12 protein-coding genes are annotated in these 12,707 nt (G+C 37.0%); 9 read left to right on the top strand and 3 right to left on the bottom strand.

Annotated elements, in window-relative coordinates:
- Positions 1-7 precede the first annotated feature (7 nt).
- Complete coding sequence (locus tag I2490_RS16320) at positions 8-544, top strand: NUDIX hydrolase (protein WP_206460810.1); 537 nt, start codon at positions 8-10, stop codon at positions 542-544.
- Here the strand turns inward: I2490_RS16320 and spoIIM are convergent.
- Entirely contained in the window at positions 510-1,130 is a 621-nt protein-coding gene (gene spoIIM / locus I2490_RS16315) for a stage II sporulation protein M (RefSeq protein WP_206460809.1), read from the bottom strand. The two genes, I2490_RS16320 and spoIIM, sit on opposite strands and share 35 nt — an antisense overlap.
- 136 nt (positions 1,131-1,266) lie before the next feature.
- Here spoIIM and xerD point away from each other — a divergent pair, with 136 nt between their 5' ends.
- From xerD to I2490_RS16275, 8 genes are all read left to right on the top strand, one after another.
- Positions 1,267-2,157, top strand: a complete 891-nt coding sequence (gene xerD, locus I2490_RS16310) for a site-specific tyrosine recombinase XerD (protein ID WP_206460808.1) — start codon at positions 1,267-1,269, stop codon at positions 2,155-2,157.
- 154 nt (positions 2,158-2,311) lie between these two features.
- Entirely contained in the window at positions 2,312-2,659 is a 348-nt protein-coding gene (rplS, locus tag I2490_RS16305) for a 50S ribosomal protein L19 (protein ID WP_206460807.1), read from the top strand.
- Positions 2,660-2,847: 188 nt separating this feature from the next.
- Positions 2,848-3,684 carry a ribosome biogenesis GTPase YlqF gene (gene ylqF, locus I2490_RS16300; protein ID WP_206460806.1) on the top strand — a complete coding sequence of 279 codons (837 nt, stop codon included), beginning with the start codon at positions 2,848-2,850 and terminating at the stop codon, positions 3,682-3,684.
- Positions 3,681-4,355 (top strand): ribonuclease HII, encoded by a 675-nt coding sequence (locus I2490_RS16295; protein WP_206460805.1) that lies wholly within the window; start codon positions 3,681-3,683, stop codon positions 4,353-4,355. The genes ylqF and I2490_RS16295 overlap by 4 nt, the downstream gene beginning before the upstream one ends.
- A 538-nt stretch (positions 4,356-4,893) precedes the next feature.
- The gene (locus tag I2490_RS16290; RefSeq protein WP_206460804.1) at positions 4,894-7,581 is read left to right on the top strand and encodes a valine--tRNA ligase; all 2,688 of its coding nucleotides are present in this window, start codon (positions 4,894-4,896) and stop codon (positions 7,579-7,581) included.
- A 6-nt stretch (positions 7,582-7,587) separates the two neighbouring features.
- Positions 7,588-8,958 carry a bifunctional folylpolyglutamate synthase/dihydrofolate synthase gene (locus tag I2490_RS16285; protein ID WP_245157243.1) on the top strand — a complete coding sequence of 457 codons (1,371 nt, stop codon included), beginning with the start codon at positions 7,588-7,590 and terminating at the stop codon, positions 8,956-8,958.
- Entirely contained in the window at positions 8,936-9,859 is a 924-nt protein-coding gene (locus I2490_RS16280) for a YegS/Rv2252/BmrU family lipid kinase (RefSeq protein WP_206460802.1), read from the top strand. Before I2490_RS16285 ends, I2490_RS16280 begins: the two co-directional genes overlap by 23 nt.
- Positions 9,853-10,287, top strand: a complete 435-nt coding sequence (locus tag I2490_RS16275) for a GNAT family N-acetyltransferase (RefSeq protein ID WP_206460801.1) — start codon at positions 9,853-9,855, stop codon at positions 10,285-10,287. Before I2490_RS16280 ends, I2490_RS16275 begins: the two co-directional genes overlap by 7 nt.
- On the opposite strand, the gene I2490_RS16270 is transcribed toward I2490_RS16275, so the two are convergent.
- Complete coding sequence (locus tag I2490_RS16270) at positions 10,284-11,642, bottom strand: MATE family efflux transporter (protein WP_206460800.1); 1,359 nt, start codon at positions 11,640-11,642, stop codon at positions 10,284-10,286. The two genes, I2490_RS16275 and I2490_RS16270, sit on opposite strands and share 4 nt — an antisense overlap.
- A gap of 13 nt (positions 11,643-11,655) precedes the next feature.
- Positions 11,656-12,561, bottom strand: coding sequence for a fumarylacetoacetate hydrolase family protein (locus I2490_RS16265; protein ID WP_206460799.1), 906 nt, complete (start codon positions 12,559-12,561; stop codon positions 11,656-11,658).
- Positions 12,562-12,707 lie beyond the last annotated feature (146 nt).

The following is a 12,707-nucleotide window of genomic DNA, read 5'->3' as shown; positions in this document are numbered from 1 at the left end:
TTGCATTATGACATTTGAAGAAAAAACCATTTCTTCCGAAATGATTTATAAGGGAGCTATTTTAAATCTACGAAAGGATAAGGTTACCGTAAAAGGCGAGGCAACCTCCTATCGTGAAATTGTTGAGCATAACGGTGGTGTTGGAATTGCAGCGCTTACTCCTGAAGGGAAAATGCTGATGATAAAGCAATTTCGTAAGCCTGCAGAACAAGTTGTACTGGAAGTTCCGGCAGGAAAAAGGGAAACAGGTGAAGACCCTATGATTACTGCCATTCGTGAACTAAAAGAAGAAACAGGGTATACAGCCGATCAAGTTACGTTTTTATCTGCTTTTTATTCCTCAATTGGATATTCCACCGAAATCATTTATTTGTATCTTGCCACAGGCTTAAAACCGGGAGAAACAAATTTCGATGAACATGAAGCCATTGACTTATTTGAATATGATGTGGCTGAGTTGAAAGAAATGGTTATAAATGGGCAAATTATTGATGGAAAAACCATCAATGCTATCCTATTAGTTGCAGCAAGATTGGGCATATAAAGGATTCAATCAAGCATCCGATTAATAGCAGTAATGAAAATAGGATATAATATAGGACATAAGAGCCAGCATTGTTTGTCAGGCTCTTTTTTATTCCAGACCTACGATCAGAAATCGTATTAAATGCAAAATTCGTTGCACAAATTGCAGTTAAAAGCAATATAGGTACCAAAATAATATTTTGCGGCACCATTGTTAACAAAATTAAGGCACTTCCTTTTAGAGATAAAGTATCTAAAAGAAGAGCCGAAGAAAAACCGAGAGTGATTCCTTTATACGCAACTGATAGCAGAGCAACAGGAAATCCAATAACGGTAACTCCGGAAAGCGCAATCAGGATTAATAACCCTAAATTGTTTGCAACTGAATTTACAAATATCTGAGGAAATGAGTCGGATGAAAGTTTTACAGTAAAAAGATTTTGATTCAAATATTGAAGAAGATCATTTTTATCCTGTGCAGAGAGCATTAGTTCCATGAAGGTACCCACAGAAATACCCAAAAGAAAGAAAAAAAGAATCGCAAAAATGGTTATATTTCTTTCAAGGGCAAGGGGAATTATTTTATGGTGTATGTTTTTTCTCATGAGAATCACTCCTTTACCATTTATATTTATGAATAGCAAGTCCGGGATATACTTAAAAAGTTGTTATTGTAAACATCATTTCGGTAGGCTATACTTTTTTTGAGAGAATAAGGCAGAAAAGAAGGGGTTGCGTTTTATGGATAAGAATTTATTAGATTTTATGAGCTATCTTGAGGGGAAGAAAAAGCTGAGTCAAAACTCCTTAACTGCATACCGTCGAGATGTAGAAGAGTTTTTCACTTTTTTAAAAGAAAAAGGAACTGGAGATATTTGTGAAGTAAGTAATACCGATGTCATTTCTTATTTACTGAAATTGAAAAATGAAGGGAAATCAGGATCAACTGTAAATCGTAAAATTGCATCCTTACGTTCCTTTTTCCGCTTTTTATTGGAAAAAGGTATTATAGAGGAAAATCCGACTCTTCATATTCGTTCACCGAAAATTGAGCGAAGAGTGGTAGAATATTTGACGATTGAGGAAGTGGAGAGGTTACTTAAACAACCGGACACATCAATAAAAGGACTTAGGGATCAGGCAATTTTAGAGTTGCTCTATGCAGCTGGGATACGAGTGAGCGAAATTACCGGTACGAATGTGGAAGATATTAATTTACGCATTGGTTTCATTACTTGTACTGGAGAGCATGGAAAAGCGAGGATTATTCCACTTGGAAGACCGGCAAGGCAGGCTTTGGAAACGTATATCTATGAAGTACGTCCAAAGTTTCTCAGAAATAAGTCACAGGAAGAAACTGCTTTGTTTTTAAATTATTATGGGGAACGAATGACTCGACAAGGACTTTGGAAGCTTATGAAGGAATATGCGAAAAGTGCTGATCTTGAACATAAGCTGACTCCGCAGATTCTAAGAAATTCCTTTGCAGTACATATGATACAAAATGGAGCTGATTTGAAATCGTTACAAGACTTATTGGGTCATGAAGATATTACTGCAACACAAATATATCTTTCGGTAGCGAAAAATCATATAAAGGATGTGTATGATCGTACGCATCCCAGAGCTTAGTTTTTATAATAAAATTATATATAAATAATTCTTGCAAATAATATAAGGACATGGTATATTATTTATTGATGTATTACGGGCGGTCCTCTGGATATAGCGCAAAATGCGCGCGTTTGGATACCAAGAACGTCTATGGAGAGAGGAGGATACAACAATGGATATCATGAATGTGATTGCACAAGATTATGCAAAGACAGATGTACCTGAATTTGGAGTTGGTGATACGGTAAAAGTTCACATCAAAATCAAGGAAGGAAATCGTGAAAGAATCCAGGTTTTTGAAGGCTTTGTCCTAAAAGAACAGAATGGTGGATTAGCTAAGACCTTTACTGTAAGAAGAATTGCTTCTGGTGTTGGTGTGGAAAAGACTTTCCCAATTCATTCGCCTTTGATTGCTAAGATTGAAGTCGTTCGTAAGGGCGATGTAAGAAGAGCAAAGCTGAACTATATGCGTCAAAGAACTGGTAAGGCAGCTAAAATCAAGAGCAAGGAAGTTAAATAAGAACGAAAAACATTTTGGGGAGCCTCATAGGTTCCCTTTGTTTTTTGTTTCTTTAGATAGAAAAAACTTAATCGATAGGAATAAAAATTTTAAAATAGAAGTACAAAGGGGCAAAACCCATTTTTTATAAATATAATTAGTTTCTATAATACATAATAGGATTGAGTTAAAGGGGAAGGAGAAGTGAGATGGAACACATTAATTGGTACCCCGGACATATGAAAAAAACCAGGGAATTGATACAAGAAAATTTAAAAGCAGTAGATACAGTGATTGAGGTGATAGATGCACGGATTCCGATTTCCAGTCGTAATCCGATTATTGATGAGCTTGTTAAAAGTAAGCGCCGTATTATTATTTTAAATAAAAGCGATTTGGCAGATCAGGGGGCTACAGAACGCTGGATTTTACATTTTAAAAGTCAAGGTTCGTATGTTCTTACAATGAATTGTATGAGCGGAGGCGGTGTATCACAGCTATTAAAATTGCTTACTACCTTACGTGATGAAAAAAATAAAGATGCAGTAAGAAAGAAACCGCTTCGAATGATGATTGTAGGAGTACCAAATGTAGGAAAATCCTCTTTAATCAATCGTTTGACCGGAAAGAAAAGCGCAAAAACCGGAAATAAACCAGGTGTTACAAGGGGAAAGCAGTGGTTGAATTTAGGAAATGAAATGCAGCTTTTGGATACACCCGGAATTTTATGGCCAAAATTTGAAGATCCCAAGGCAGGACTTAATTTGGCATTCTGCGGTTCTATAAAAGATGAGATTTTAGATATCGCTACACTTGCACTTGAATTAATTACGATATTATGTAAAGATTATCCTGAGCTTCTGATCGAACGGTATAAGTTAGAAGGTATTGAGGAAACCCCACTTGCTACAATGGAAGCCATTGCTAAGAAACGAGGTTTTATACAATCGGGGAAGCGCATAGATTATGAGCGAACAGGCAGAACGGTAATGGATGAATTTCGTAGTGCACAAATTGGAAGAATTACTTTGGAGCAATGCATATGACAAAGGAAGAACGTTTAGAAAAACAGAAAGAAAGATTAATTGAAATGAAGCGCATCGAATCCGAACTTTACGAAAAAGGGATTCAATGGATTGCAGGAGTGGATGAGGTGGGAAGAGGACCTTTGGCCGGCCCTGTGGTAGCGGCAGCGGTGATTCTGCCAGAAGATTTTAGTGTGCTTGGGATAGATGATTCAAAAAAACTATCTGAGAAAAAAAGAGAGCAGCTATTTGAAGAAATCAAAGAAAAGGCAGTCTGTTACAGCATTGGGATTGTTGATAATCAAAGAATTGATGAAATTAATATTTTGGAAGCGACAAAGGAAGCGATGACACAAGCAATTCAACAGCTGAAAGAAAAACCGGAACACATCTTAATCGATGCTTTGACTTTAAAAAATATTGATATTCCTCAAACCGGAATCATTAAAGGTGACAGTAACAGCGTTTCGATTGCAGCTGCATCCATCTTAGCAAAGGTGACAAGAGACCGAATGATGGTCGAGTATGAAACGGACTATCCTTATTATGCATTTGCAAATAATAAAGGGTATGGGACTAAGGCGCACTATGAAGGACTTGATATTCATGGTGAATGCCCTTTACATAGACAGTCATTTTTAAGAAAGTATTATGAAGCAAAAAAATCTTATAAAGAAGAAGCTAGTATATAGTATTACGCAATTTCAAATGTAGTTTTTGGAATTGTATTATTGATGTATCTATCAAGTGTAATCTTTCTTAAATTGCTTGACAAAAAGTGTCGATACGATAAAATAAAAGATAAGCTGTTTTGCAATGAAAAACAGCAAAATTAAATACAAGCGTTATGATGAAGAGGAGTACTTAGAGATGCTTTATTAGAGAACGAAATCCGTGGCTGAAAGATTTCGAAAGCCCCTGTCTGAGGAAGGTTGCTTCGGAGCGTAATTTAAAATGAGGGTCAAAGCAAGAATTTGATGTAAGAAGTACTATAATAATGTACTGCAATATCGTAACATCGAATGTGAATGCTTTGGAATAAAGGTGGTACCGCGGAATGATCCGTCCTTTAGGTTTTATACCATAAAGGGCGGTTTTTTTATACAGAGTTTTAAGTGAAGTTTAAATTTCTCACGAAGTAACGAGAATATTTATAACAAGTTTAATAAAAAGACCGCCATATAAAACAAAAATATGAGTAAAAATAAAATTAAAGAGAGAGGACGACAGATGGAAAAGAATTTAGCAAAAACTTATAGTCCCAAGGAATTTGAAGATCGTATTTATCAATCTTGGGAAAACAGCGGTGCATTTCACGCTGAAAGAGATGAAAATAAAAAACCGTTTACCATTGTAATGCCGCCGCCAAATATCACTGGACAGTTGCACATGGGACATGCATTGGATCAGACATTGCAGGATGTATTGACTCGATTTAAGAGAATGCAAGGGTACTGTGCGCTTTGGCTTCCGGGAACTGACCATGCCAGCATTGCGACCGAAGTAAAGGTCGTAGAAAAGCTTCGTGCAGAAGAGGGCAAAACAAAAGAGGAAATCGGAAGAGAAGAATTTTTAAAACGAGCTTGGGCATGGAAAAAGGAGTACGGTGGAAGAATTGAGAATCAGATTCGAAAACTTGGAAGCTCCTGCGACTGGGAAAGAGAACGTTTTACAATGGATGAAGGCTGCAATCAGGCAGTTTTAGAGCAGTTTGTACGTTTATACAATAAAGGATTAATTTATAAAGGAAGCCGTATTATCAATTGGTGTCCGGAATGCGGCACCTCATTGTCTGATGCAGAGGTAGAGCACGAGGATAAAAGCGGAAAGTATTGGTATTTCCGTTATCCGGGAGAAGACGGTGGTGAAGGCATTGTCGTAGCGACTTCGCGTCCGGAAACCATGTTCGGAGATGTAGCGATTGCAGTTCATCCAAGTGATGAAAGATATAAAGACATGGTAGGAAAGAATGTGATTCTTCCGCTTATGGGAAGAGCCATTCCGGTTATCGCTGACCAATATCCGGATCCGGAAAAGGGAACGGGTGCAGTAAAAATTACTCCGGCTCATGACCCAAATGACTTTGAAGTTGGTGAACGTCATAATTTAGAGAAATTGTGCTGCATTAATGAAGATGCAACGATGAATAGCATGGCAGGAAAATACGAGGGAATGAGTCGTTATGAATGTCGAAAAGCTTGGGTCGCTGATCTGGAAGCCGCAGGATTTTTAGTAGAAATTGAAGAAAAGGTAATTCCATCCGGTGAATGCTACCGTTGCCATACGGTTGTAGAACCAATGGTTAGCGATCAGTGGTTTGTAGCGATGGAAGAACTTGCGAAACCTGCGATTGAGGCTGCAAAGACAAAAGCGCTTATGCATGTTCCGGATCGATTCGAAAAAATCTATTTGCATTGGCTTGAAGAAATCCGTGATTGGTGTATTTCAAGACAGCTTTGGTGGGGACATCGCATTCCGGCTTATTACTGTGATGATTGCGGGGAACTTATGGTTTCTAAGGAAGCACCTGAAAAGTGCACTAAGTGCGGAAGCACACATCTTCATCAGGATGAAGATGTATTGGATACTTGGTTCAGCTCTGCATTATGGCCGTTTTCTACTTTAGGCTGGCCAAATGAGACCGAAGATCTGAACTATTTCTATCCGACTGATGTTCTTGTAACCGGATATGATATTATTTTCTTTTGGGTTGTTCGTATGGTATTCTCTGGATTGGATGTTATGGATGAAGTACCGTTTAAATACGTATATGTGCATGGATTGGTAAGAGATGCCGAAGGAAGAAAGATGAGTAAATCCTTAGGAAACGGTATTGATCCTCTTGAAATTATAGATCAGTTTGGTGCAGATGCACTTCGATTCATGCTGATGACTGGTATCACACCGGGCAATGATATGCGTTTCAAGACTGATAAGCTTGAGTCAAGTCGTAACTTTGCAAATAAGCTTTGGAATGCATCTCGTTTTGTAATTATGAACTTACAGGATGAGGCTGGAAACTTTAAGGCAATGGCAGATGGAAGCAACGGGCTTTCAAAAATGGCACTCAAGGAAGAAGACAAATGGATTCTTTCAAAAGTGAACAGTGCGGCAAAAGAAATCACTGCAAATATGGATAAATTTGAACTCTCTTTGGGTGCACAAAAAATCTATGAACTAATTTGGAACGAATATTGTGACTGGTACATTGAGCTTGTAAAAGCAAGACTTTACGGTGATGATGAAGAGGATAAAAAGGTAGCAAGATATGTATTGGTAAGAGCATTAAAGGATATGTTAAAATTACTTCATCCATTTATGCCGTTCATCACCGAAGAGATTTGGAGCTTCCTTCCAAAAGAAGAAGCTGCAGAGAGATTTTTAATGGAAGAAAGCTGGCCATCTTATTGTGATGAACTGGTATTTGAAGAAGAAGTGGAAAAGATGGAATTAGCAATGGAAGCAATTCGCAGCATCCGAAACATTCGTGCAGAAGCAGAAGCTGCTCCTTCAAAGAAGCTGCATGCTGTGATTCTTTCTTCCGGAAAAGAAATGGATTATATTAAGAGTGCCGAACGTCATATTAAGGGCATTGCAAATATTGTGGAAATTCACTATATCAGCGATCGTAAGGATGTACCGGATGAGGTTATGTCTGCAGTTATGAACCATGTAGAAATCTTTATTCCTTTAGATGATCTTTTGGATTATAAAGCTGAGTTTGAACGTTTGCAAAAAGAACAGAAACGTTTAACCGGAGAAGTGGCTCGTGTTAAGGGTAAACTTTCCAATGAAGGGTTTGTAAGCAAAGCTCCGAAAGCGGTTATCGATGCGGAGAGAGAAAAAATGGACAAGTATGAAGGCATGCTGGAAAAGGTTATTGCTCGTTTGGCTTTGGTAGAAAAGAAGTTGAGCTAATTGATTATGACATATGAAGAAACATTAGAGAAGATACACGAATTTGGAAAATTTGGCAGTAAGTTGGGCTTAGAACGAATGATTACACTGATGGAGTATTTGGGAAATCCACAGGATAAGCTCAAGGCCATTCATGTGGCAGGAACGAATGGGAAAGGTTCCGTTTGTCGTTATCTTTATTCGGTATTACTACAAAATGGATATGGGGTAGGATTATACACCTCCCCATATCTTGAAAAGTTCACGGAGCGGATGGAATGCAATGGTGAATTGATTTCTGAGCAGGACTTAGCATCCTGTACGGAAGAAGTATTGATTCAAGTTGATCGGTTAATCTCAGATGGATTTGAATCACCAACAGAATTTGAAGTCATTACTGCAATTGCTTTTCTATATTTTTGGAAAAAAAGAGTGGATTATGTGGTTTTGGAGGTTGGTTTAGGAGGCAGAGGTGATTCGACCAATATTATTCAAAATCCGCTGATTACTGTAATTACATCTATTTCTTTTGATCATATGGAATATTTAGGAGATACTTTGGAGAAAATTGCTTTTGAGAAAGCGGGTATTATAAAAGAGGATGCTCCTATTGTTTGTAATGTTAAAGATGCTGCTGCTACTGAGGTTATTGCTTCCATAGCAAAGAAAAAGAATGCTTTGTTCTACAATGCAGACCGTTTTTCTTCTAATAAGCAATTTAACAATAAGAATGGTGATGATGGTTATACAAAAGCAGTGCATAATGTAATCATCAAAAACACTTCCATGGATGCCTATCATTTTTCCGCGGAAATAATGGGAGAAAACTATGAAGATGTAATGCTTTCTATGATCGGGGAACATCAAGTTGAAAATGCGTTATGTGCATTGACAGTACTTGAAATTCTTAAAAAAGAAGATATAATGAGCTTATCCCAAAAAATGATTTTAAAGGGAATGTTACAAGCAAAACAAATCGGGCGGCTGGAGGTTTTACAAAAAAATCCATTTGTGATTATTGATGGTGCACATAATGATGCAGGAGCAAAAGCACTTTCCGATTCCTTGCAAAAGCATTTTAAAGGCAAAAAAATATTGCTTTTTATCGGTATGCTTGCTGATAAAGAAGTAGATAAAATGATAAATGATTTTGCCAAAACCGGAGCCGTTTTGGTTGCGACTGAGCCGGATAATCCAAGAAAATTACGAGCAGAAGATTTGTGTTTAAAGGTAAATAAGGCAGGATTTGATTGTAAAGTTGGTGGTTTACCAAAAAATGCAGTACAGTATGCAAAAGAAAAGCAAACTGATTTTGATGTAATTGTTTTCGCCGGTTCGTTATATTTAATTGGTAAGATTAGGGAGATTTGGAAACATGAAGAGTACGAAGGCAAATAAAGTATTATTGATATACAATCCAAAAGCTGGAAGCGGATTGTTTAAAAATAGTTTAGACCTCATTATTGAGCAATTTCAGAAAAAACATATGCAAATCATTCCAATTCGTGCGGATAAGCCAGCTTTTTTGAATGAAGTATTTCGTGATCTTGACAAAAAAAAATATCGAAAAGTCATTGCAGCCGGTGGTGATGGTACCATCAATGTAGTGGTTAATGCTATGCTGAATAACAAAGTTGACTTACCATTAGCAATTTTTCCGGCAGGAACAGCAAATGATTTCGCATATTATTTTGACATTCCTCATGAAATTGAACAAATGATTAATGTGGCACTGGAAGAAAGATATACCTTTACAGATGTCGGACGTGTTAATGATAAATATTTTATCAATGTTGCTGCAATGGGTTTTTTAGTTGACGTTAGTCAAAAAACCGACCCGAATATTAAAAATACTTTGGGCGTAATTTCGTATTATTTAAAAGGCGTTTCAGAGATTCCCAATCTTCGTCCAATTCAAGTGAAAATCAGCAGTGAGGAATACACTGCTCAGGAAAAAATTTATTTTATGCTTGTAATGAACGGGCGATCTGCAGGAGGTTTTAAGAGAATTGCACCAACTGCAGAAATTAATGATGGTTTACTGGATGTCATGTTATTTCGAGAAATGCCAATCATTGATCTTCCACCACTTTTAATTAATGTTTTAACAGGACAACATACTGAAAATAAAAATGTCGTTGCTTTTAAAACAAAAAAATTATATGTAGAATCCGAGCAACAGGTAGGGACAGACGTCGATGGTGAAAAGGGAGCGGAATTTCCTTTGGATATTGAAGTAATTCCTCAATGCCTTCGAATCAACACCATTCATGATAATATGGAGGGCGCAAAATGGTAAAAATTGAAGAAACAAAAGATTACCTTCCTGTTATGGAGCTATTTCTAAGAAATGACTTGGAAATGGATGAAGAAGAATTGGTTTCTCCCAATATTCTTCATTGCTGGAAAGCAGAAACAGAAGAAGGCCTTCTAATCGGCGGGTGCGTTTTAGCACTGTTTGAGGAAGAATACATTATTGATGGTATCGCTGTTGAAGAACCATTTCGTAAAAGCGGAGTCGCAAGCTTATTGTTAAATGAGGCCTTAAAAAAAGCCAAACAATTGAATGCAAAAACAATCTATTTGGTAGCGCGTGCGCCTGAATTTTTCAAAAAACATAGCTTTGAAGAGATTGATTGGGAGACATCACCACAATTTTTTGGTTGTTATTCTTGTCCGCAGCGTGGAAAAAAATGTTTCCCTGAGGTAATGAAGTTAGAACTTTAAAATTCTTTTAATACCTTTCTCCATTTACCTTTAAAGTAATATATAGTAAAACAGAGGGCGCATCCTATCCAGGAAAGAATGTAGGCATAAAAAATGACGGAAACCTCATTGTTTATGGAAGAGAGAAGCCATATAAGAAAAATACGAAGAATGCACATGTTGCCGGTCATAATGATCATAGAAGAAAGAGAATAGCCTGCTCCGCTGATGGTACCGCTAAAAACGTGAATTACAGCCAGAAGAAAGTAAAAAGGAACCATACTGTGTAAAATCGCTGCACAGAAATCCAATACTTCAGGTTCTCTTGTGAAAATTTTAAATACCATATTTCCAGTAACGTAAAAAAGTAAAGATAGAAAAATACATAGACCGCAATTCATCAGCATACAGACTCGTACGCCTTGATGGATGCGGTCTGCTTTTTTTGCACCAATATTTTGCCCTGTATATGTTGTCATAGCAAGTCCAAAACTTAATACGGGAAGAATTAAAAAACCATCCAGTTTGCCGTAGACACTCCAACCTGCCATTGCATCAGCACCGAATTTATTGATGTAAGCTTGGATAATCACATTGGAAAGACTAATAACCATTTGCTGAATTCCTGTAGGAATTCCTAGAAGAAGAATGTGTTTCAGTCTTACAGGATATATTTTTAAAATCTTAAGATTTAATTGATAGCTTTCGTTTGAGTGAACTAATTTTCTTATAACAAGTACCGCAGAAATTCCTTGCGCAATCAAAGTAGCAATTGCGACTCCTAACACTCCAAGATGAAAGACAACAACAAACAAAACATCTAAAATAATATTTACAATGCTAGCTGCTCCTAAGTAATATAGTGGAGTTTTTGAATCCCCTACGGCTCTGAGTATTGCGGCACCCATATTGTAGATCATTAAAAATAAAATACCGGAAAAAAAGATTTTCAAATAGATTGAGGATTGAGCAAACACAGAATTTGGAGTATGAATCCATTTTAAAATAGGATCAGCCATAATAACTCCTATTAAAGACATAAAAAATCCAAATAGTATCGTAAACACGGCCGCCGTTTGTACAGTTTCGCTCAATTTATCCGCTTTGTCTGCACCAAAAAATTGAGAGATCACCACTCCTGCACCGATGGTTAATCCCATAAAAAGAGCAATGAGAACATTGATGATGGAAGTACCTGCACCAACTGCAGCAAGGGCATGGCTTCCGATAAAGTTTCCCACGACTATGGAGTCTACCATATTATATAGCTGCTGAAATAGATTTCCTAAAATAAGAGGAAACGAAAAAAGAAGGAGCTGTTTCCAGATCACTCCTTTTGTCATAAGTGCGGTATTTGATTCTCGTTCAGGTTTCATATATGGTCAACTCCTACTTTACAGTATTTTTTAAAATTCCTATCTTCTCAATTTCACATTCTACGGTATCACCAGATTTTAACCATTTTGGAGGTTGGAATCCCATTCCTACCCCGGCAGGTGTTCCCATAGCAATCAAAGTACCGGCCTTTAAGGTCATACCCTGAGATAGTTCGTGAATGACATGTGCAATATCAAATATTAATAAGCTGGTAGAGCTGTTTTGACGTAATTCACCATTCACACGAGAACAAATTTTTAAATTTGGAGGTGAAGAAATTTCATCGGAAGTGGTGATACAAGGACCCATTGGCAGAAATCCATCAAGGCTTTTGCCAAAGTACCATTGCTTATGCTGTGTTTGAAGATTTCTAGCACTGACATCATTAATAATCGTATAGCCGAAGACGTAATCATAAGCGTCTTCTTTTTTTATTTGAAAGGCATCTTTTCCAATCACAACCGTCAATTCTGCTTCATAATCTAGACTATCAACGATGTCGCTGTGAGATGTAATTACTCCGCCCGTTCCAACGGCTTTATTCACTCTTTTAGAAAAATAAATCGGGTAGGGACGTTCACCACCAAAAGCCTCTGCTTTATAGCGCGCTGATTCTGCTGCATGAGCCATATAGTTGATGCCAAGACAAATGACATCCTGATTTGGTTTTGGGATCGGCGCACAAACAATCACATCTGAAAGCAATAAAAGATTTTTAGAGGTTTCTTCATTATTAAAAGAACCATTTAAAACTGCTTCTTTTAACAAAAATAACTCTTCTTGTGTGATTTCTGCAATCAACTGATTCATATCTTTATATGGAAGGCCTAATGCGGCAATGGGGATGAGTGTTTGTTCATCTTTATTTAAAAGAGCAACAAATTCTTTCTCTTCTTTTTTAACAGTAAATAGTTTCAATTTCTAATCTCCTTTTCAAGTGGAAGATATTTTTATAGATAGTGTATCACAAAAAATATATAGAAAAAAGTGCTTTGCTGTTTTCTTTGCATAAGCTTAACCAACTTAGAATAGAATGCAATAGAAGCTTTTTAGAAAGGAATGTA

It is taken from the genome of Anaerovorax sp. IOR16 (genome assembly GCF_017168145.1).
GTDB lineage: Bacteria > Bacillota > Clostridia > Peptostreptococcales > Anaerovoracaceae > IOR16.
Note: the sequence above shows the minus strand (reverse complement) of the source record. Positions and strands in the feature narration are given on the sequence as shown.